16 protein-coding genes are annotated in these 21,206 nt (G+C 67.4%); 8 read left to right on the forward strand and 8 right to left on the reverse strand.

Annotation, left to right across the window (positions count from 1 at the left end; all coding sequences use genetic code 11):
• Window positions 1–32 precede the first annotated feature (32 nt).
• Window positions 33–1,415: a carbohydrate porin gene (locus tag KPL74_06640; GenBank protein ID QWT21677.1), complete on the forward strand. Its 1,383-nt coding sequence runs from the start codon at window positions 33–35 to the stop codon at window positions 1,413–1,415.
• Window positions 1,416–1,419: 4 nt separating this feature from the next.
• Here the strand turns inward: KPL74_06640 and KPL74_06645 are convergent, their stop codons facing one another.
• Window positions 1,420–1,869 carry a nuclear transport factor 2 family protein gene (locus tag KPL74_06645; GenBank protein QWT21678.1) on the reverse strand — a complete coding sequence of 150 codons (450 nt, stop codon included), beginning with the start codon at window positions 1,867–1,869 and terminating at the stop codon, window positions 1,420–1,422.
• A 314-nt stretch (window positions 1,870–2,183) separates the two neighbouring features.
• Here KPL74_06645 and KPL74_06650 point away from each other — a divergent pair, with 314 nt between their 5' ends.
• Window positions 2,184–5,093, forward strand: coding sequence for a TonB-dependent receptor (locus KPL74_06650; protein QWT21679.1), 2,910 nt, complete (start codon window positions 2,184–2,186; stop codon window positions 5,091–5,093).
• Between the two features lie 132 nt (window positions 5,094–5,225).
• Here KPL74_06650 and KPL74_06655 read toward each other — a convergent pair whose 3' ends face one another.
• The 3 genes from KPL74_06655 to KPL74_06665 all read right to left on the reverse strand — a co-directional run bounded on the left by KPL74_06655 (window position 5,226) and on the right by KPL74_06665 (window position 7,648).
• Window positions 5,226–6,146, reverse strand: coding sequence for an AraC family transcriptional regulator (locus tag KPL74_06655; protein QWT21680.1), 921 nt, complete (start codon window positions 6,144–6,146; stop codon window positions 5,226–5,228).
• Window positions 6,147–6,209: 63 nt separating this feature from the next.
• Window positions 6,210–6,815 (reverse strand): outer membrane beta-barrel protein, encoded by a 606-nt coding sequence (locus KPL74_06660; protein QWT21681.1) that lies wholly within the window; start codon window positions 6,813–6,815, stop codon window positions 6,210–6,212.
• An 89-nt stretch (window positions 6,816–6,904) separates the two neighbouring features.
• Complete coding sequence (locus KPL74_06665) at window positions 6,905–7,648, reverse strand: cyclic nucleotide-binding domain-containing protein (GenBank protein QWT21682.1); 744 nt, start codon at window positions 7,646–7,648, stop codon at window positions 6,905–6,907.
• 212 nt (window positions 7,649–7,860) lie between these two features.
• Here KPL74_06665 and KPL74_06670 point away from each other — a divergent pair, with 212 nt between their 5' ends.
• Window positions 7,861–8,205: a carboxymuconolactone decarboxylase family protein gene (locus tag KPL74_06670; protein ID QWT21683.1), complete on the forward strand. Its 345-nt coding sequence runs from the start codon at window positions 7,861–7,863 to the stop codon at window positions 8,203–8,205.
• A gap of 72 nt (window positions 8,206–8,277) precedes the next feature.
• Here KPL74_06670 and argS read toward each other — a convergent pair whose 3' ends face one another.
• Complete coding sequence (gene argS / locus KPL74_06675) at window positions 8,278–10,029, reverse strand: arginine--tRNA ligase (protein QWT21684.1); 1,752 nt, start codon at window positions 10,027–10,029, stop codon at window positions 8,278–8,280.
• A 188-nt stretch (window positions 10,030–10,217) separates the two neighbouring features.
• On the opposite strand from argS, the gene KPL74_06680 reads away from it, so the two are divergent.
• On the forward strand, window positions 10,218–11,510 hold the full coding sequence (locus tag KPL74_06680) for an NAD(P)/FAD-dependent oxidoreductase (protein ID QWT21685.1): 1,293 nt from the start codon (window positions 10,218–10,220) through the stop codon (window positions 11,508–11,510).
• Between the two features lie 134 nt (window positions 11,511–11,644).
• Here the strand turns inward: KPL74_06680 and KPL74_06685 are convergent, their stop codons facing one another.
• The 3 genes from KPL74_06685 to KPL74_06695 form a co-directional block, all read right to left on the reverse strand.
• Window positions 11,645–12,505 (reverse strand): aldo/keto reductase, encoded by an 861-nt coding sequence (locus tag KPL74_06685; protein QWT21686.1) that lies wholly within the window; start codon window positions 12,503–12,505, stop codon window positions 11,645–11,647.
• Window positions 12,506–12,567: 62 nt separating this feature from the next.
• A complete protein-coding gene (locus KPL74_06690) occupies window positions 12,568–14,907 on the reverse strand; it encodes a response regulator (protein QWT21687.1) in 2,340 nt (779 codons plus the stop codon).
• Window positions 14,904–15,524 (reverse strand): response regulator transcription factor, encoded by a 621-nt coding sequence (locus tag KPL74_06695; GenBank protein ID QWT21688.1) that lies wholly within the window; start codon window positions 15,522–15,524, stop codon window positions 14,904–14,906. The genes KPL74_06690 and KPL74_06695 overlap by 4 nt, the downstream gene beginning before the upstream one ends.
• Window positions 15,525–15,813: 289 nt before the next feature.
• Here KPL74_06695 and tviB point away from each other — a divergent pair, with 289 nt between their 5' ends.
• The 4 genes from tviB (at window position 15,814) to KPL74_06715 (ending at window position 21,204) form a co-directional block, all read left to right on the forward strand.
• Entirely contained in the window at window positions 15,814–17,181 is a 1,368-nt protein-coding gene (gene tviB, locus KPL74_06700; GenBank protein QWT21689.1) for a Vi polysaccharide biosynthesis UDP-N-acetylglucosamine C-6 dehydrogenase TviB, read from the forward strand.
• 48 nt (window positions 17,182–17,229) lie between these two features.
• Complete coding sequence (locus tag KPL74_06705) at window positions 17,230–18,903, forward strand: GMC family oxidoreductase (protein QWT21690.1); 1,674 nt, start codon at window positions 17,230–17,232, stop codon at window positions 18,901–18,903.
• Between the two features lie 10 nt (window positions 18,904–18,913).
• Window positions 18,914–19,678: a 4'-phosphopantetheinyl transferase superfamily protein gene (locus KPL74_06710; protein ID QWT21691.1), complete on the forward strand. Its 765-nt coding sequence runs from the start codon at window positions 18,914–18,916 to the stop codon at window positions 19,676–19,678.
• Between the two features lie 125 nt (window positions 19,679–19,803).
• Window positions 19,804–21,204: a TIGR03013 family PEP-CTERM/XrtA system glycosyltransferase gene (locus KPL74_06715; protein QWT21692.1), complete on the forward strand. Its 1,401-nt coding sequence runs from the start codon at window positions 19,804–19,806 to the stop codon at window positions 21,202–21,204.
• Window positions 21,205–21,206 lie beyond the last annotated feature (2 nt).

The following is a 21,206-nucleotide window of genomic DNA, read 5'->3' on the forward strand; positions in this document are numbered from 1 at the left end:
CCGACACGTCTACTCCGGGGAGGGGATGACCGATGAAGTTCCACGACTACGCCTTCGGCTGGAAAGCCGCGGGGTTGGGAGCGCTTTGCTGCCTGGCCAGCGCTTCCGCCTTCGCGCAGGACAGCAGCGACGCCGCCGCCACGGCCCAGCAGGCACCCGCGCAGAACATCTTCCAGCAATGGGCAAAGGACGGCGTGTTCATCCGCGCCAACCTGATCAACCAGTACGCGACCAATCCGCGCGGGGGCGTGGACCAGGGACGCACCAACGTCGGCCAGTTCAACATCGGCGCCGACCTGGACATGGACAAGCTGTTCGGAATCACCGGCGGCAGCTTCCATTTCACGGTGTATCGCGATTACGGCAACGGCCTGAACCACGACGTGACCGGCACGTTCGCCAAGCAGCAATACATCTACAAGAACGAGTTCCCGCAGTGGCACCTGGGCCTGTTCGCATGGGAGCAGAAGTTCCTCGACGACCGCCTCGACGTCCTGTTCGGCCGGCTCGGCACCACGGCGTACTACGCGCACCTGGCGACCAATTGCCAGTTCATGTCGGGCACGCATTGCGGCGTGCCGCGGCTGATCAATTCCGAGGCGGGCTACAGCCTGTTGCCGTCGGCGACCTGGGCGCTCAACGTCAATTACAAGCTGACCAGGCATTCGTACATCGAGGCCGGTGCCTACGAGGTCAACCCGACCACGTCGGCGAGCAACGGCCTGGATTTCTCGATCGCGAACGCCACCGGCATCACCTACCCCGTGGAATGGGGCTATGTACGGATGGACCCGGCCGAGGACCCGCACGGCTTTGAAATCAAGGCGGGCGCCTACCTCAGCACCGCGCCGCTCACCGATCCGTTCTACAACACCAGGGGCCAGTCGAAGGGCCTGCACGGCGGCACGGCGCGCGAAGCCAATTCAAACCGTTCCGGCGTCTACCTGATGGCCGATCGCGTGGTCTGGCGCCCGGGCAACACCTCGTCGCGCAACCTCGACGTCTTCGCCGGTATCGCCCACCAGCTGGAAACCGACGAGATCATGCGTCGGCAGATCTACACCGGCTTCGTCCTCACCGGCCCGTTCGCCAGCCGGCCGATCGACACCATCGGCCTGTCGCTGTCGTACTTCCGCATGACCGATGCGGAAGAGAAGTACCTGCGCGACGCGCGGATCAAGGCAGGCGGCCGTGGCAGCAACAACCCCAACCAGTTCACCGTCGAGTTGAATTACGGCTGGAAACCGGTGCCCGGCATCACGCTGATGCCGAACATCCAGTACCTCATCCATCCGGATAACTCGGGCATCCCGAACACGAAGGTGCTGCCGAAGAACCTGCTCGTGTACGGCCTGAACATGCAGCTGAACATCTCGCGCCTGTTCGGCCTGCGCCGCGCGCAGACGGCCGAATAAGCGCTCAGCCCTTCGGGCAGGCGTCGCGGCTGTTGTCGGCGATGCCAGCGATCACCCACCGGCCATCCAGCTTCACCAGGTGGACCAGGTCGGTGCCGCAGTGCTTCACCTGGCCATTGACGAGGAACTCATACGGGGTCCAGATCATGGCCAGGTTGTCGTCGACCTCGACCACGGGATCGTGGATGCGTTCTTCGATCGCATCCTTGCCCGGCTTGATGTGGTCGACGAAGTCGCCGAGCGACATCCGCACCAGCTTGTCCTTGCGCAGCAGGGCAACGCTGCCTTCCGGCTGGACCACGGCACGCATCGCGACCTGGTCGGACTTCGCCATGCCGTCGAAGAAGGCGTGCAGTGGTGCGAGCACCGCGGCGTTCGTGCCGGCGGCGTCGGCCGCGACGGCAGGTGCCGCGGCGACCAGACAGGCAGCCAGGCCAAGCATCCGGATCAACATGGAATAACCCCCCATTCCCACTGTAGGAGCGCACCTGTGCGCGATGGGATTGTGCGGGAAGCCAGCGAGCGTGGACAGGGCTTGGATATGCGAGCTGGAGAATGGTTCTCGGCCGGTGGATGGTTGTTTCCAACGCAAAATGTCGCGCGCAGGCGCGCTCCTACAATCGTAGGTTCTTGCGATTCGTGTGATTGGAATCGATCCCTCGCAGAAATCTGCTGCGCCGCCAGATGACAGCGCCGTGTCGGTCGCCCATCCTGCGGCCGCGAGCGTGTGGGGTCGCTCGTAACATTCATTAAGGACGTGGGGAAAGCATGAATCGTCGCCATCTGACGCAGGGCCCTGCCGTGCCTGCCATCCGCACGCGCCCGCTCGCCGCCGCCTGTGCCATGGCGTTGCTGCTGGCATCGGGCGCGACCTGGGCACAGGACCAGGCCAGCCAGGACACCACCCAGCCGCCGGCCAAGACCGATGCAAAATCGGCAAAAGACGCCAAGGCAAAGAAATCGGCCAATCCCGACAACACCGCCACGCTCGACGCGGTGGTCGTGACCGGCATCCAGGGGGCGATCCAGAACTCGCTGAAGGCCAAGCAGCAGTCCAGCAACATCATCGAAGCCATCTCGGCCGAGGACATCGGCAAGCTGCCCGACAGCAGCATCGCCGAAAGCCTCGCCCGCGTGCCCGGCCTGGCCACCCAGCGCATCGACGGCCGCGCCAACCAGATCTCGATCCGCGGCCTGTCGCCCGACTTCGTCGGCACGACGCTCAACGGCCGCGAACAGGCGACCATCGGCGAAAACCGCGGCGTCGACTTCGACCAGTATCCGTCCGAGCTCATCAGCGGCGTCACCGTGTACAAGACCCCGGATGCCAGCCTGGTCGGCCAGGGCCTCTCCGGTACCGTCGACCTGCACACCATCCGGCCGCTCGACCTGCCCAAGGCCGCCTTCGCGGCGAACCTGCGCGGCGAGACCACCGATGGCGGCAGCCTTAACCATGGCAGCGGCGTCGGCGACACCGGCCATCGCGCCAGTGTTTCGTACATCGACCAGTACTTCGACCACACGCTCGGCCTGGCCGTGGGCTTTGCCCAGCTCGATTCGCCGATCCAGGAGAAGCAGTACCAGGCCTGGTGGTGGAGCCTCAACAACGGCCCGCAGGGCGCGGAGACCAACTGGGGCGCACCGCATACCCCCGGCATCCCGGACAACGTGCTGTCGCAGGAAGGCATGCAGCTGCGCGCGAAGTCGCAGAACCAGCTGCGCAACGGCCTGATGACCGTGCTGGAATGGGCGCCCGACGACCATTACCACTCGACCCTGGATCTCTACTACTCCACGGTCGACGAGAAGACCCACCTCAACGGCGCGCAGTGGTCGAGCAGCCCCTACGACAACGTGTCGTACTCCAACGTCGGCGTCCAGGACGCCGTGCCCTATCCGATCGTCACCACCGGCCACATCGACGGCCTGAAGGCGATCCTGCAGAACGAATACACCAAGGAGAAGGACAAGCTCTTCTCGGCCGGCTGGAACAACCAGTACGACTTCGGCAACGGCTGGTTCATCAACGCCGACGCCGCGTATTCGATGGCCAAGCGCCGCCTGCACGACGCGTACCTGTTCGCCGGCCTGCCCGGCGAGGCGACGAGCTCGACCGACTTCTCCAACCCGGCCAATTTCGGCTTCCCGGACTTCACCCCGGGCACCAATTTCGCCGACCCGTCGGTGATCGGCTTTACCGATCCGAACAACTACGGCTACGACGGCCGCGCGGAATACGACAAGCAGAAAGACACGATCAAGTCATTCCGCCTCGAAGTCAGCCATCCGGTCGGCTGGATCTTCAGCGACTTCAACCTGGGCGTGAACTACTCCGACCGCGAAAAGACCAAGGACGCGGACGTCTTCTTCGCCTGGCTCAACGGCAACGGCTCCGACTCGGCGACCTACCAGCCGGGCTTCTCCTCGCCGATCGATCCCTCGTTCCTCAGCGGCGTCACCGACCTGAGCTACGGCGGCATCCCCGGCATCGTGAACTACGACGTGATGCGCGCGCTCGGCAGCCAGTACTACCTGACCCAGCGCAATGGCCAGGCCGACTGGAGCCGCAATTACACGGTGCGCGAAAAGGTCCCGGTCGCGTACATCAAGTTCAACCTCGACACCTCGGCCGGTGGCGTGCCGATCACCGGCAACATGGGCGTGCAGGTGGTCCGAACCGACCAGTCGTCGCAGGCGCTGCAGACCAATGGCGACACCCTGGTCGGACGGATCTCCGACGGCGCGCGTTACACCAAGGTGCTGCCCAGCCTGAACGTCGTCGCCGAAGTCGCCGACAAGCAGTTCCTGCGTTTCGGCCTGGCCAAGACGATGGCCCGCGGCCGCATCGACGACGAAAAGGTCGCGACCTCGGCCGGCGTCGCCCAGGTCACCGACGGCCCCGCGGCGGGCCAGGTGCTGTGGTCCGGCAGCGGCGGCAACCCGCAGCTGAAGCCGTACATCGCGGTGGGCGTGGACCTGTCGTGGGAGAAGTACTTCGGCGATGCGAGCTACGTCGCCGCGGCGGTGTTCGGCAAGAACCTGCTGAACTACATCTACAACCAGACCGTCCTCGACTACGACTTCTCCAAGTACACCAACGACAACCCGACGCTGACCCCGACCAGCACGGTCGGCTCGTTCACGACCCCGCAAAACGGCACCGGCGGCAAGGTCAAGGGCCTGGAATTGCAGGCCGGCATCGAAGGCAAGCTGCTCACTCCGGCGCTGGATGGTTTCGGTGCACAGGGCAACTTCTCGTTGACCAACAGCACCCTGCCGGTGAGCGCGGTGTCGAGCATCCCGGGCAGCCCGAGCACCCTGCCCGGCCTGTCGCGCAAGGTCGCCAACCTGGCCCTGTACTACGAAAAGTACGGCTGGTCGTTCCGCATCGCCGAACGCTATCGCTCCTCGTTCACCGGTGAAGCGGTCGCACTGTTCGACCAGCTCGGCTACCAGACGATCCTGCCCGATCGCCAGACCGACCTGCAGATCGGTTACGAGTTCGAACAGGGGCGCTTCAAGGGCCTGTCGTACCTGTTGCAGGTAAACAACCTGACCAACTCGCCGGAAAAGTGGAAACAGACGTCGGCGTTGCCGAACAACGTCAGCGTCGGCCGTCCGCTGGAATACAACACCTTCGGCCGGACCTTCATGCTTGGCGTGAACTTCAAGATGTAACCGGGCTGGGCGTCGTGCACGCCCAGCAGGGCACGGTCACCCGGCAGCCGACTTCTTCGTCGACGTAGGTGACCTCGCCCGTTCCCTGGCAGATCGGACAAACGGTGGCGGTGTCTCCGGGCATCGCCACCGTTATACGCCACCGCTCCGGCGGAAGCGCGCCGGTGTGTTCCCCATCACGCGCAGGAAGGTCTTGCCGAAGGCCGACTCCGATCGGTAACCCACGCGCTCGGCAACCGCCGCCGCCGTCAGATCGCCCTTGCGCAGCATTTCCGCGGCCAGGTGCATGCGCAACAGGGTCAGCACCTCGTGCGGCGACTGCTTGCCGCGCGCCTCGAAGTGGCGAGCGAAGGTCGCCCGCGACATCGCCGCCTGCGCGGCCAGCGATTCCACCGTCCACTCGCGCTCGGGCTCGCGCAACATCGCCAGCATGGCCCGGCCGAGGCGCGGATCGGCAAGCAGGGTAAGCAGCGATGGCGGCATGTGCCCGCCACTGAGCTGCGCGCGCAGGGCGAAGACCAGCAAGGCCTGGCTCAGCGCCGTGACGACGGCGAGTGCACCAGGCGCAAGCTCGCCGACTTCCACGCGGAACAGGTTGACGATGGCTTCCAGCGTGGCCATGCCGTGGTGGTCGACGAGCGATACCTGCAGGACATCGGGCAGGCTGGCGAACAGCAGGTGCCCGGCATCGCGTGCATGCATGAAGCGCCCGCACAGCAGGTCCAGCGTGGCGCCTTCGCCCGGGGTCCGCTTGATCGTGAGCGGCCCCGACGTGTCCACGCTCACCGGCCCTTCAGCGTGGATCCCATGGCTGTCGCGGACCCGGTGCGTCGTGCCGTGCGGCAGGATGATGAGATCGCCTGCACGCATCGGCAGCGTGCGCCGGCCGGGCAGTTCGATCACGCCCTCGCCGGCCAGCACGAGGTGGAACGGCGCCTCGCCCGGGCCTGCATCCTCGTGATCCATGCTGAAGCCGCCGGCCAGCTGGCAACGCAGGTCCAGCGCGCCGCGCACGCGGGCCAGCTCCAGGATACGGGTCAGTGCGTCCATCATCAGGCCAGCCGCGAGGGTGTCGCGAGTATCGGCAGCGCCGACGTACCCGGCAAGTCCGCGCGATTACAGCCGGTAGCCGAAGCTCGCGCCGTACACCCAGGGGTCGACGTGCACGGTGCCGACGCGGGCGCCGTTGACCTTCACCTTCGCGTCGAGATCGATGTAGCGGGCATCCACCGTGAACGTCCAGCGCTCGTCCAGGTGGATGTCGACGCCGGCGTGCCCGGCTGCGCCCCAGCTGTTGCCGACGTCGACCCGCGTGCCCTGCAAGGCGTTGCGCCCGTTCGCATCGAAGAACCAGGTGTAGTTCACGCCGGCGCCCACGAACGGCGACACGCGGGCGCCCTCCATGAAGTGGTAGTTCACGCCGAGAACGGGCGGCAGCTGCTTGACGCTGACGGCGCGGCTGCCGGCCAGGCGCACTTCGTGCTGGAACGGCAGCGCGGCGAGCGCTTCCACCGTCCAGCCCGGCGCGAAGCGGTATTCCACGCTGAGGGTCGGGCGGGTGCCCTTGCTCACGCTGGAGCGCATGCCGGCGATCTCGCCGGTGGTGGAGGCCGGGTCGACGACGTGGGCGCCGAAGTGCAGGGTCCAGGGGCCGTCGGCGGCCTGCGCCGCGACGGGTGCGGCAAGGACGAGGGCGGCGGCGAGGGAAACGATATGACGCACGGGGATGCTCCTTGTGGGCTGTGCCCGGCCATGGGTGGCCTGGCAAGCGCAAGGTTAGGAACCCGCGCCATCCACCTTCCTGATCCCGCTCAGTTCTTCCGGCGATCGCCCGCGCCGTCGGGAAGGCACAACGCATCGAGCAGGTCGCGCCGATGGATCCGCAGGTGCCGGCCGCTGGCCGACAGCACGCCCTGTTCTTCCATGCGCCCCAAGGCCCGGCTCACCGTTTCCACGGCGATGCCAAGGTAGCCGGCGATATCGGAGCGGCCCATCGGCAGGCGTACGCAGTCGGTCGGGCGCGACAACCTGTCGTAGCGCGCGAGCAGCGCGCGCAGGAACAACGCGACCCGCTCCAGTGCCGGCTGGCGGGCCATCGCACGCGCATGCTCCTGCGCACTGGCCACTTCGCTGCCCAGCACGCGCATCATCTTTCGCTGCAAGCCGGGCATCTGCTGGAACAGCTCTTCCAGGCGTGCGTACGGCACCTCGCATAACGTGGTGCGCTCCAGTGCCGTGGCGACGGTGCGATGGGTGTCGTCGACCAACGCGTCAACGCCGAGGATCTCCCCCGGCAGGCGGAAGCCAAGCACCAGTTCGGTGCCCTCGGCCTCGTCCATCGCGACGCGCACGGCGCCCGAACGCACCACGTACAGCGAGGTGAAAGGCTGGCCCTGGCGATAGACACTGTCGCCGCGCTGCAGGGTGCTGCGCTGGCGGGTGAGGCGGTCGAGGCGGGCGAGGCCACCCTCATCGATATGCGCTGGCAGGCAGACCGCGTGCAGTCCACATTGGCTGCAACCGAGGCGCGCCGCCGGGTAGTCAGGATCGGGCATGAGAGCTCCTTCTCGGGTGTTCGACAACGCGCGACGGTAACAGCGGTCGGGCGTGGCGCCGCCCGGCGTCAGCTCGCTGCGGCGTTATGGCACGGGTGAGACGAATTCGCCAAAACACGGCGCATCCGGGCATTTGGCCGCGCACCCGCTGGTGACACTATGACTGGCACGGGTGGCGCATCCCGCGCGGCCCGACCGATGGAGACACGATCATGCTTGACTGGGTTGCCTACCGCGATGAACTGATGGGCCGTATCGGCGAGATCGGCAAGCTGAGCCCCGGCACCGTCCAGGGTTACCAGACGCTCTCGTCCGCCGGCGCGAAGACCAACCACCTCGACGCGAAGACGCGCGAGCTGATTTCGCTGGCGGTGGCGGTGACGACCCGCTGCGATGGCTGTATCACCGTGCATACGGCCGCGGCGCTGAAACACGGCGCCACCCGCGAGGAGATCACCGAAGCCCTCGGCGTGGCGATCGCCATGAACGCCGGTGCCGCGCTGGTGTACTCGGCGCGCGTGATGGATGCCGCCGACGCCTACGCGAAGCAGGCGTGAGATCGCGTTCGCGCGGACAGGCTCCCGCCCTACGGCAGGAACTGCCCGCGCATCGCGGCGCGACGATACGGCTTACATGCGATTCGGCACGTCGATGCCGAGCAGGTCGAGCGCGCGTGCAAGCGTGGCCAGCGACAGCCGGCATATCCCGAGCCGAAGCGCGCGCGTATCGCGGTCGGGCTCACCCAGCACATCGCACTGCGCGTAGAAGCGGCTGAAGCGCGACGCAAGGTCATACGCCCACGCGGCGAGAATGCCTGGCTGCAATGCGTGCGCGGCCTCGCCCACCTTGTCGGCGAAGGCGAGGCAGCCGAGCAACAACTCGCGCTCGACCGGGAGTAACGCGGCCGATACCGGCCAATCAGCGTCGTCGACATCGCCACCCGCCTTGTCGAGCACCGAGCGCAGCCGCACCACCGCGTATTGCAGGTAGGGACCCGTCTTGCCTTCGAAGGCCACCAGCCGCTCCGCGTCGAACACATAGCCGGACAGCCGATCGCCCGAGAGGTCGGCGAACTTCACCGCGGCGATGCCGATCATCCGTGCGAGGGCGTCGTGCTCGGAAGGTTCCACGCGCGCGGACGCCTGCACGCGCTCACCGGCGCGCTCGATGGCTTCGTCGAGCAGGTCGCGCAAGCGTGCGACCCCACCCTGGCGGGTCTTGAACGGCTTGCCGTCCGTGCCGTTCACCGTGCCGAAGCCCGCGTGGACGAGGTCGATGCCTTCGGCGATGCCGGCCCGCCGCGCCGCGCGGAACACCTGCTGGAAATGCAGCGCCTGCCGCTGGTCGACGACGTAGACCACTTTCGCCAGCCCCGGCATCCGTGCACGCGCCTGCAGCGTCGCGAGGTCGGTTGTCGCGTAGAGCGCCGCGCCGTCGCGCTTGGCCAGGAGCAGTGGCGGCACCTCGCTGGTATCGCCCGGCAGGGCAACGTCGACCACCAGCGCACCGTCGCTCTCGCGTGCCACGTGGCGTGCGCGCAGGTCGGCCACCAGCGGCGCGACGTCGTCGCGGACGTCGCTTTCGCCATCCAGCGCATCGAAATGGACGCCAAGCAGGCCGAAATCCGCGACCTGGGCGTCGACGCTCAGCCGGCGCAGGTTGCGCCAGAGCGCGAGCAGGCCGGGATCGCCCGCCTGCAAGGCCGCCGTGTCCGCGCGGGCTTCGGCCATCCGCACGGGGTCGTCGCGACAGGCCGCGGCCGCCTCGGGATACAGGCGCTCGAGCGCGGCCAGCGATACCGGTGCCTCGGTGGGGAACGGGCCATCGCCATGGAAATACGCCAGCCCGGGCGACAGCCGGCGGATCGCCGCACTGAGCATGCCCATCTGCAGGCCCCAGTCGCCAAGATGGGCGTCGCCATGGGTGCGCCAGCCGAGCGCGGCATGGATCCGGCGCAGGCTTTCGCCGAGGACCAGCGAGCGAAGGTGGCCCACGTGCAGCGGCTTGGCGACATTGGGGCCGCCGAAGTCGAGCACGACGAGGCTGCCCTGCCCTTCGTCGGCGATACCCAGCCGGGGATCGGCCAGCATCCCGGCCGACGCCACGATGAGGAATCCGTCGGCGAGGCGCAGGTTGACGAAGCCCGGCCCGGCGACCTCCACACTCGAGAAGCGCGGATCGGGACGCAGTGCCAGGGCGATGTCTTCAGCGATCGCACGCGGCGGCCGGCGGGCAACGCGCGACGCAGCCAGCGCACCGTTGCACTGCAGGTCGGCGAGGTCGGGATGGCTGGACAGCTCGGCATGGGCGAGCGCGAGGGGCAAAGACAGGGCGTGGAAGACCGAAGCGAGGGCTTCGTCCACCTGCGACATCATGGACACGGACACTTTTCTCCAGCGGGGACGACGGGCGGCAGCGCTTGCGCGCCAAGGCACGGAGGGCTCAGGTTCGTCGTCGGGGGAGGCGCATCGGCATGGCATGGATGTACAGGAAAGGCTTTGCGTTCGCAAGCAACGCACGGCTTTCCTTTTATGCTCTCGGTCAGTTACTGAAAACGGGGCACTCATCCATGAACGGGAATAAACATAGGGTCGTGATCGTCGGCGGCGGTGCCGCGGGCGTGGAACTGGCCACGAGGATGGGCGGCAACAAGGCGTTCGACGTCGCACTGGTCGACCGCGACCCCAGCCACTTCTGGAAGCCACGCCTGCACGAACTGGCGGCAGGACTGCTCGGCGACGGCGAAGAGGCCGTGCCCTTCCTTGCCCACGGCACGGCGCACGGTTATCGCTACGAGCCAGGCGCCATCCAGCGCGTCGATGTCGAGGCGAAGACGATCGACCTGGCGGAAGTGCACCTGCCCGGCACCGAGGAACTGATCCTGCCGCCGCGCAGCCTCGGCTACGACACGCTGGTGCTGGCCTTCGGCAGCCGGGTGAACGACTTCGGCACGCCGGGCGTCCTCGAATACTGCGACATGCTCGACAGCCCGGGCCAGGCGATCCACCTGCGCCGGCGCATCCTCGCGCTGGCCCTGCGCACCGCGGGCGATCCCTCGTACAAGATCCGCATCGGCATCGTCGGTGCCGGCGCCACGGGGGTGGAACTCGCCGCCGAACTGCACCATGCGTTCAACGACATGCACCGCTACGGCGGCCTGGGCTCGGCGAAGAAGCTGGAAATCACGCTGATGGACATGGCGCCGCGCGTATTGCCGGCGGTGGATCCGCGTACCTCGGCGTGGGCGCAGCGCATCCTCGAACGGATCGGCGTCACCGTGCGTGTCGGCGTCGGCGTGAAGTCGGTGCAGGAAGGCTCGTTCACCCTCACCGATGGTTCGCACATTCCCTGCGCGATCCAGGTCTGGGCGGCCGGCGTCACCGGACATGACTTCGTCACGAGCCTGGGACCGTTCGAACTATCGCGCGACCGCCGCATCGTGGTCGACGCGAACCTCGCGGCGAAGGGTGTGCGCGACATCTATGCGATCGGCGATTGCGCGTATGCCGCGCATAACCCGGAAGGCACCGTGGTGCCGCCGACGGCACAGGCCGCGCACCAGCAGGCCAGCTGGCTCGCCGATGCCTTGCCCGGACTGGTCCACGGCGAAGCGGTGAAACCCTTCGTCTACCACTCCAGGGGCACGCTGGTGTCGCTCGGCGTGCGCCAGGCTGCCGGCGAAGTGCCCTCGGTCGCCAAGGGCGCGGCGGTCATCCCGATGCGCGGGTGGATCGCGAAGCTGCTGTTCGTATCGCTCGAGCAGATGCACCGGGTGACACTGCACGGGTGGATCCGTGCGACGGCGTTGTGGATCGCCGATCGTCTGCGCCGCACGACGTATCCCCCTGTAAAACTCCACTGAAGAACCCACTGTAGGAGCGCGCCTGCGCGCGATGGGCCGATACCAAAGGGTCTCGGTATAGGCCTGATCGATATTGGCCTGATCGATATCGGCCAATCGCGCGCAGGCGCGCTCCTACAGGGGTAGGTCAGGATTTATTTCACCGCGTGCTCGAGCGCTTCGTAATCTTCCTTCGACAGCTTGAGCGCCGCGCCCTTCACGTTCTCCTCCAGGTGGCCCGGGTCGCCGGTGCCCGGGATCGGCAGCATCACCTTCGAGCGCTCCAGCAGCCATGCCAGGGCGACCTGGCCATTGGTGGCGTTGAGCTTGTGCGCGATCTTCGACAGCACCGAGCCTTCCTTCGCCAGTTCGCCCGCGGCCAGCGGGTACCAGGGGATGAAGCCGATGTTGTTCTTCTCGCAATGATCGAGCACGGCCTCGCTCTGGCGGTTGCCGAGGTTGTACAGGTTCTGCACCGTCACGACCTTGAAGTGCTTCTGCGCGGCTTCGATCTGTTCAACGTTGACCTCGGAGAGGCCGGCGTGGCGGATCAGGCCCTCCTTCTGCATCTGCGCGACGGCGTCGAACTGCTCGTCGGCCGGGACCTTCTCGTCCACGCGATGCAACTGCCACAGGTCGATGCGCTCGACGCCCAGACGGCGCAGGCTCATCAGCACGCACTGGCGCAGGTATTCCGGGCGGCCGACCGGCGCCCAGATATTCGGCCCATGCCGGGTGAGGCCGCCCTTGGTGGCGATGACCAGGCCCTTGTAGGGATGCAGCACTTCGCGGATCAGGTCTTCGCTCACGAAAGGACCGTAACTATCCGCGGTATCGATGAAATTGATGCCGAGTTCAGGTGCTTTCCTGAGCACGGCCCTGGCCTTCGCGGGATCGGCCGGGTCGCCCCAGATGCCATCGCCGGTGATGCGCATGGCGCCAAAGCCAAGGCGGTTGACCTCGAGGTCGCCGCCGATCTTGAACGTGCCGCTTTCGGATGCGTTGATGCTTGCCATCGATGGACTCCAGTCGGGTTGAGGGTAGCCAACTCCATCGACATGGGTACGCGATGCGACGTTTAAAGGAGGCGAACGACCTCGTCGGTGGCCGCTTCCGGCGACTCGAGCACGGCCTGCATCGCGGCCAGCCCCGCATCGACGGCCGGGCCGTCGCCCGCCCCGATCGCCTCGGCAAGCCGTGCCGCCTCGACCTCCAGCGCCACGACCCCACAGACCATGGCCGCACCGCGCAGGCGATGCAGCGCGCGCTTTGCCGACGCCTCGTCCCCCGCCGCCACGGCCGCGGCGATGGCGCCCAGGTCGCGCGCGCCCTCCATGCGGAATGCGGACAGCACGTCCTGCGAGGCCAGCGGTGGCGTCGCCAGCAGCACATCGTGCAAGCGTTCCAGCGACAGGGGCTTACCCAGCACCGTGTCGATGCCGCTCGCCACGCAGCGACGCTGGTGATCCTCGCCGACGTTGGCCGAGATGGCGACGAAGGGTAGCCGCGACGACCCCGCCGCGCGCTCGCGCGCCCGCAACTCGGCGGCGATGTCGTAGCCCTGCATGTCGGGTAGCTCGCAATCCAGAAGCACGGCGACGAAACGGCCAGGTCGCCATGCATCGATCGCCGCCTGCCCGCGGTCGACGGCAAATGTTTCGTAGCCGAGGTAACGCAGCTGGGCCGCCATGATCTGCCGGTTCGCCGGATGGTCCTCGACCAGCAGGACGGTGCCGCCTCCCACGATCGGGGCCGCCGGCTCGCGCAGGTCGGCAGGTTCACTGGCGGGGACCAGGCTGGTCGGCAGTTCGATCCGCACCGACGTGCCCACGCCCTCCTCGCTCTTGAGTTCGAGCCGGCCACCGAGATGACGGGTGATCTCGTGGCAGATGCCGAGGCCCAGGCCGGTGCCACCCAGCCGCCGCGAACGCCGCCCGTGCGCCTGCGCGAAGGGTTCGAACAGGTCGCGCTGGCGATCGCGTGGCACGCCCACGCCGGTGTCGAAGACCTCGATCACCAGCCGACGCAGGTTGTCGTCGGTGGTGGCCTGCCACAGCGCGATCCCCACGTGGCCGTGCTCGGTGAACTTCACCGCGTTGGACAACAGGTTTTCCAGCAACTGGCGAAGCCGCGTTTCATCGAGCAGGAGCCACGGCAGTGCGCCCATCGGCAGGTCGAGCCGCGCGTCCAGCCCCTTCTGTTCGATCGCCGGGCGCTGCCCTTCGACGACGTCGCGAGCGACCGCCAGCGCATCGCACGACGCAAGCTCGGGCACGAAGCCCTGGACCTCGGTGCGGGTGTAGTCCAGCGCGCTGCGCAAAAGCTGCTGCAGGTTGCGTGCGCTGCTCTGCGCGATCGCCATCAGGTCGCGTTGCGGCGGCGAGGTCGGCATGCGCGCCATGAGGTCGATCGATGAGGTCACGGCGTTCACCGCGTTGCGCACTTCGTGGCTCATGACGGCGAGCAACATCGTCTTCTGCTGTTCGCCGCGGCGAGAAGCCAGCTGGGCGCGGCGCAACTGCCACAGCGCGAACACCAGCGCCACGAGCAGGCCGAGCCCCAGGCCGATCTCCACCCGGTAAACCGAGACGACGTGTGCCAGGGTCGGCGCGCGCAGGTAGGCGGTTTCCAGCCAGCGCTCGATCACCGCCTCGTTCTCACCAGGGGTAATCCGTCCCAGGCTCTCGTCGACCACGCCCAACAGCGCAGCGGCATCCTTGCGTACGGCGAGGCGCACCGTCGCGGGCATTTCGGGCACATCGCCCGCGATGCGCAGGCTCAGCGCGTAGTCGCGGCGGACGATGGGATGGTAGGTTGCGTCGATACCGATGCCTGCATCGGCGATGCCGCTTTCGACTGCGGCGAGGACCTGGTGCACATCGGCCAGCGGCAGCCGATGGATGGCCGGATGCTCGCGGCGCAGCCAGCTCTCGTACTCGCCGCCGCCCTTGAAGGCGACGGCGCGACCGTCGAGATCGGCCAGCACCATCCGCGCCGGACCGACGTTCCGGGCGATGATCAGCGTGTGGCCAACGTAGAACGGACGCGACAACGCGGCGATGTCGGCCAGGTCGCCGACCAGCCGGTCACTGAGGGTCGGCAGCATGTCGACCTTGCCCTCGCGCAGGGCCTGGACCGAGGCTTCCCACGAGGGCGTCCGCACCGTGACGAAGCGCAACCCGGTTTTCTTCGCGGCGAGCGCCGGGTATTCCGTCACCAGCGGATTGGCCTGGTTGCCGCGCAGCTCGCCACCCTGCTGGCCGTCGATGGCGATGCGGACCACCGGATGTGCCGCGACGGCACGCGCGCGCGTCACGGCATCCGGCGCATCGTCGGCCCATGCCGGCGACATGGCCAGGAGCGCGATCGCCGTGAGCATGCTGATCACGGCAAGGCGGATGACGGGCATGCGGATCACAGGCGTTTTCCGCGTTCCATCGCGAGGATGTGGTCACGCGCCCGGAACAGCTCGACATCGCTGACGATCTGCAGCTTGCGGAACGCCGACGCTTTCTGCGCGCTGATTGTCTTCAGGCTACGCCCGAACTTGGCGGCGATGAGGCTCACGGTCAGGCCGTTCAGCAGGCAACGGATCACTTCGCGTTCCTTCGGCGACAGCGCCGCGTCCACGCCGTCGCAACCGATCTTCTCCAGTGCGGGCGGCACGTAGATGCGGTTGGTCATCGCGGCATCGATCGCGCGCACGACCTCGTCCGGATGCTGGCTCTTGGAAACGAAACCGTGCGCACCCGCGGCAAGCAGGCTGCGCACCAGCGGGCCCTCTTCATACGCGGAGACCACGACGACCTTCATCCGCGGGAACGACGCGCGCAGCGAGCGCACCAGGCTCAGGCCATCGGGGTCGTCCGCCGCCAGGGCGTAGTCGATCAACGCCACGTCCGCCGGCATCCGCCCCAGCAACAGGCGAAAGTGCTGGCTATTGGCGGCGCCGCCGACGACGACGATCGAGGGGTAGGTCTTGAGGTGCGCGACGAGCCCTTTCAGGACGAGGGCGTGATCGTCCAGCAAGGCCACGCGCACAGACCCTACATAGGTTCGCGCGGACATGAGAGGACCAAAGCTCGGTTGCTAGTCATATGCCTACCCACGGGGGTGGTGGCGGCCGAAACATACTGCGGCCCCCAGCGCTTGTAAACGCCGTTTTCATGCGCGATGCGCCCTACCCTCGCCTCCCGTTCAGTCCCGGCCATCGGCCGTTCGTCCGAGCCCGTAAGCCATACAGGCAAGCGGATGGTGCATTGCTACGCTTTGCCCGTCCCCTCTACGGGGGTTCTCATGTCTTGGCTAAGGGGTGGACGCGGGGATGGATACACAAAGCCGTCAAGAGGGCGATACCGTCGTGGACGAACCGGCGGCCGCCGGCCATGCCCAGGGCGAGCCGTCCGCCTTTTTTCCACGCGCGCTGGACACGGTCAGGCTCGGCATCGTCGGCCTCGGCTACGTCGGCCTCCCACTGGCCGTGGAATTCGGCAAGAAATACCCAACCCTCGGATTCGACATCAATTCCCGGCGCATCGGCGAGCTCCGCACGGGCCACGACGCCACCCTCGAGGTTGACCCGGATCAATTGACGGCGGCCGCCCGGCTGCGCTTCTCGTCGGGCATGCACGACCTGGCCGAGTGCGATGTATTCATCGTGACCGTGCCGACGCCGATCGACGACGCCCGCCGGCCCGACCTCACCCCGCTGGTCCGTGCCAGCGAAACGCTGGGCAAGGTGCTAAAGCGCGGCGACGTGGTGATCTACGAATCCACCGTCTATCCCGGCTGCACCGAGGAAGTCTGCGTGCCGATCCTGGCGCGCGAATCGGGACTCGTTTTCAACCAGGATTTCTTCGTCGGCTACAGCCCGGAACGGATAAACCCCGGCGACAAAGCCCACCGCGTTACGGAAATCCTCAAAGTTACCTCGGGTTCGACCCCGGCCGCGGCCGACTTCGTCGATGCCCTCTACCGTTCGGTGATCAGCGCCGGCACGCACCGCGCTAGCTCGCTGAAGGTGGCCGAAGCGGCCAAGGTCATCGAGAACACCCAGCGCGACCTCAACATCGCCCTGGTCAACGACCTCGCGATCCTGTTCAACAAGCTCGGCATCGACACGCTCGAAGTGCTCGAGGCGGCCGGCACCAAATGGAACTTCCTGCCATTCCGTCCGGGCCTGGTCGGCGGCCACTGCATCAGCGTGGATCCGTACTACCTGACCCACAAGGCCCAGCAGGTCGGCCACCACCCCGACGTGATCCTCGCCGGCCGGCGTACCAACGACAGCATGGGCACGTACATCGCCAGCGAGCTGGTCCGCCTGATGGTGCGCAAGGGCATCAATCCCGTCTGCGCGCGGGTACTCATGCTCGGCCTGGCGTTCAAGGAAAACTGCCCCGACCTGCGCAACACGCGCGTCGTCGATATCGTCGCCGCCCTGCACGCCTATGGCGTGACCGTGGATGTGCACGATCCCTGGGTACGTGCGGAAGAGGCGATCCACGAATACGGCATCGCGCCGGTGGAAGCGCCGCGCGAAGGCACCTACGACGCCATCGTGGTCGCCGTGGGCCATCGGGAATTCGCGGCGATGGGCGCCCAGGGCATCCGTGCCTTCGGCAAGCCCGCGTCCGTGGTGTACGACGTGAAGTACGTGCTACCGCGGGATGCGGTGGATGGTCGGCTGTAGAGACAAAACAAGAATAGCCAGCGTCATCCTTGCCTGGGAGTAAGCATTGTGATCCTCGATTACCTTGATGGGTCGGTGCCTGCCGATCACGAGGCCGACCTTTGCGTCATTGGCGCGGGGCCGGCCGGCATGGCGATCGCGCGTGCCTTCCTCGGCACGTCCGTACGCGTGTGCCTGGTCGAAAGCGGCGGGCTCAGCGGCGAGGACCGCAGCCAGGCGCTCTGCGAGGGCACGGCGCACGGTGGCCTGCCCTTCGACATGGCGCACTCGCGCATGCGCGTGTTTGGCGGCAGCTGCACCCTATGGGGCGGTGGCTGCATCCCGCTTGCCGACAGCGACCTCGAACCACGCGAATGGGTGCCTGACAGTGGCTGGCCGCTGCGCTACGCCGACCTCGCCCCGTGGTACGCGAAGGCACGCGATTTCTGCCAGATCGACACGGCCCACGGCTTCGGCCCCGGGCAGTTCGATGGTCCGCCGCCACGCAAGCCGCTCGACCTCGACCCGGATGCGCTGGTCAACCTGCTGTTCGCGCGCAGCCCGATCCTGTTCGGCGACGCTTACCGCGACGAGTTGCGCGCGGCACCGAACATCCAGGTCCTGCTGCACGCCAACCTGCTCGAACTCGAAGCCAACCCGGCCGCCACGGCAGTCATGCGCGCACGGCTGGGTTCGTTGACCGGCCGCCGTGGCCACGTGCGTGCACGGCACTTCGTGCTCGCCGCCGGCGGCATCGAAAACGCGCGCATGTTGCTCGCCTCCGATGGCGTCGCCGCCTGCGGCCTCGGCAACGATCGCGACATGGTCGGCCGCTACTTCATGGATCACCCACGCGGCACGCTAGGCAACGTGCAGTCGCGCACGCCCGACCGGCTGACCCGGCCCTACGAGCGCACCATCGGCAAGGAGCGTGCGGCGATCGCCCCGGAGATCGGCCTGGCCGGTGCCGCGCAACGCCAGCACCGCGTCCTCAATGGGCGCGTGCATCCGTTTGCCGTCGAGGGTGCCGTGCCCAAGGGCATCCGCGCCCTGCGCAACGTGCGCACCGCCTTGCGGCCGCCGAATCGCAACGAGGCGGCGCTGCTGGAAGCGCGCCTTTCCGCCGCCATGCAGAACGGGCCGGGTGGCACCGCCGTGGCGGCATCGCCGCGGCTGGCCGCCAGCGCGGTGAGCCTCGCCCTGCACATGGGCGACGTGATCCGCGCCGTGGCCCAGAAAGCCGCCGACAAGCCCACCGTACAGAGCGACCGTGTCGAACTGGTCGGCTTCTTCGAGCAGGCACCGAACCGCGATTCGAGGGTCACGCTGGGCCATGTGCGTGATCCGCTGGGCCTGCGCCGGGTCAACATCGACTGGCGCCTGACCGAACTGGACCGTTACACCTACCGAACCCTGGCCGCGGTGGCCGGCCGGCCGCTCGCCGACGCCTGCGGCGGCACGTTCGTGCCCTCGGCCTGGACGGTCGACGCGGGCGCGACGCCGGAAGTGTTCGGCACCGCGCACCACATGGGCACCACGCGCATGTCCACCGACCCGTCCACGGGCGTCGTCGACACCGCCGGCACGGTGCATGGCATGCATAACCTGCACGTCGCCGGCAGCTCGGTCTTCCCGACCAGCGGCTGGGCCTTCCCCACCTTCACCATCGTCGCCCTCAGCCTGCGCCTTGCCGAGCACCTGCGCGTGCTCCTGAGCGTCTGCGAAGGCAGCGGGCTAAGCTGACGAGGCGCGCATGTCTGGCGAGCGCAGGGACCAGTTCGTCCGCCATGTGGGTTCGCGCCTGCGCGAGTGTGGTTTCAGCGCAGGCACTGCGCGCCAGGCGGTGGTGGTCGTCTTCGACGCCGCCGAATTCGGCGAGCACCAGGCCGGCGCCAACGACGTGCTCGACCGGACCGAGCGTGCCCGCGCGGCGCGTTTTCGCTTCCGCGATGATCGCGACGCGTATGCGATGGCGCACGCGGTCTGGCGCGTCGCGCTGGGCCAGTGCCTCGCCGTCGCACCCGAAGAAGTGCCGCTGGCGGCGACGACGACGGGCCAGCCAAGGCTGCCCGGCAGCGCCCTGTCCACCAGCCTCAGCCACAGTGGCAGCATGATCGCGATATCGGTATGCACTGCCGCGACGGTCGGCATCGACATCGAACGCATGCCGGCGAAGATCGACCTGGAATCGCTGGCCCCGGTGTTCTGCACGCGCCAGGAAATCGAGGACATGACCGCCTTCGACGGCGAGGTTCGCCATCGCCGGCTGATGGAACTGTGGACGCGCAAGGAGGCCTTGCTGAAGGCCTTCGGCGTCGGCCTGCGCACCGATCCGGCGAGCACGCCGGCGCCTGCGTTCGAGTTGCTGTTGCCACCACCGGATGCCGCGCACTACCCCGCGTGTGCAACCCGCAACGTCGGCCACGAGGACGGCTGGGTCGCCGCCGTCGCGACGCCCGCCGGTGTCCATGACGCGCGCCTGCACGTGCTCGCGCCCACGGCCGGCCATCCGAACTGACACACCGCTGTTACAACCATTCGGACTAGCCATCCCACGACCGGAAGTGCAATCGACACACCTGCGCACGGCGCCTAGCCTCGCTGCATCGGCACGCTACACGGCGTGCGACTAGGGGATCTCCGATGCTTCGCCTGTTCCGACAGCCGATCGTTCGCTGGCTTACGTTGCTCGGTGCCGTCGAGCTGGCGCTGCTGGCCTTCTCGCTCAACGTCGCCACCTGGATCCGTTTCGCTCCGTCGCCCGAAGACCTGCAGGCCTCAAACAATACGGTGGTCGCCCGCGCCACCATGTTCGCCGTGGTGATCTTCCTCGGCATGGCGGCGCTGGGCGAATACCGTGGCAACCTGCGCATGAGCTGGCGCGGCCAGCTTGCCCGCCACGCCATCGCCTTCGTCCTCGGCGGTTTCGCGCTGATCGTCGGTTACTACGTCATCCCGCCCGCTTACGTGGGCCGTGGCGTGCTCGGCATGGGTCTGGTCATCGGCTTCGTCACCACCGCGGCCTTCCGCGGCCTGTTCATGCGCCTGGTCGAAATGGATGCGCTGAAGCGCCGCGTGCTGGTGTTCGGCGCCGGCACCCGTGCCGCCCAGATCCACACCCGCATGCGTCGCCGCTCCGATCGCCGTGGTTTTTACCTCGTCGGCTACGTACCCGGGCCGAACGACACAGCGCAGGTGCCCGAATCGCTGCTGCTGGATCGCCAGATGCCGCTCGCCGAGCTGGCCGCGCGCGAGCGGATCAGCGAAATCGTGGTGGGCGTCGACGACCGGCGTGGCTCGCTGCCGATGGAAGACCTGCTGGCCTGTCGCCAGCTCGGCGTGCAGATCACCGACCTGACCACCTTCGTCGAGCGCGAAGCCGGCCGCGTGCAGCTGACCATGCTCGATCCCTCGTGGCTGGTGTTCTCCTCCGGCTTCAACGCCACGCCGCTGGCATTGTTCGCCAAGCGCGCATTCGACATCGTCGCGTCGTTCACCATCGCCCTGCTCTGCTGGCCGCTGATGCTCGGCGTCGCCCTGGCCATCCGCCTTGAATCCGGCCGCGGCCAGCCGATCTTCTACCGCCAGGAGCGCGTGGGCGAACACGGCCGTACGTTCTGGTTGTACAAGTTCCGCAGCATGCGCACCGATGCCGAGATGGACGGCGTGGCCCGCTGGGCGAAGGCCAACGACGACCGCGTCACCCGCGTGGGCAAGATCTGCCGCAAGCTTCGCTTCGACGAGCTACCGCAGCTGTGGAACGTGGTGCGCGGCGACATGAGCATCGTGGGACCGCGCCCGGAACGCCCGCAGTTCGTTTCCGACCTGGAAGGCAAGATCCGTTATTACAACCTGCGCCACAGCATCAAGCCGGGCCTCGCCGGCTGGGCGCAGCTCTGCTACTCCTACGGCGCCTCCGAAGAGGACGCTGCCGAGAAGCTGAAATACGACCTGTTCTACGTGAAGAACCACAGCATCTTCCTCGACCTGGTCATCCTGATCGAAACCGTGGAAGTGGTGATCTTCGGCCGTGGCGCGCGCTAAAC

Origin of the sequence: Bacillus sp. NP157 (genome assembly GCA_018889975.1) — a bacterium.
In the GTDB taxonomy this organism is placed as follows: Bacteria; Pseudomonadota; Gammaproteobacteria; order Xanthomonadales; family Rhodanobacteraceae; genus Luteibacter.

Excerpts from the sequence above, each read along its gene's own strand:
- KPL74_06665 (QWT21682.1), bottom strand. The coding sequence starts at position 7,648 with ATGCCCGATCCTGACTACCCGGCGGCGCGCCTCGGTTGCAGCCAATGT.
- KPL74_06650 (QWT21679.1), top strand. The coding sequence starts at position 2,184 with ATGAATCGTCGCCATCTGACGCAGGGCCCTGCCGTGCCTGCCATCCGC.
- KPL74_06710 (QWT21691.1), top strand. The coding sequence starts at position 18,914 with ATGTCTGGCGAGCGCAGGGACCAGTTCGTCCGCCATGTGGGTTCGCGC.
- KPL74_06680 (QWT21685.1), top strand. The coding sequence starts at position 10,218 with ATGAACGGGAATAAACATAGGGTCGTGATCGTCGGCGGCGGTGCCGCG.
- KPL74_06685 (QWT21686.1), bottom strand. The coding sequence starts at position 12,505 with ATGGCAAGCATCAACGCATCCGAAAGCGGCACGTTCAAGATCGGCGGC.
- KPL74_06640 (QWT21677.1), top strand. The coding sequence starts at position 33 with ATGAAGTTCCACGACTACGCCTTCGGCTGGAAAGCCGCGGGGTTGGGA.
- tviB (QWT21689.1), top strand. The coding sequence starts at position 15,814 with ATGGATACACAAAGCCGTCAAGAGGGCGATACCGTCGTGGACGAACCG.
- KPL74_06670 (QWT21683.1), top strand. The coding sequence starts at position 7,861 with ATGCTTGACTGGGTTGCCTACCGCGATGAACTGATGGGCCGTATCGGC.
- KPL74_06715 (QWT21692.1), top strand. The coding sequence starts at position 19,804 with ATGCTTCGCCTGTTCCGACAGCCGATCGTTCGCTGGCTTACGTTGCTC.
- KPL74_06655 (QWT21680.1), bottom strand. The coding sequence starts at position 6,146 with ATGATGGACGCACTGACCCGTATCCTGGAGCTGGCCCGCGTGCGCGGC.
- KPL74_06645 (QWT21678.1), bottom strand. The coding sequence starts at position 1,869 with ATGTTGATCCGGATGCTTGGCCTGGCTGCCTGTCTGGTCGCCGCGGCA.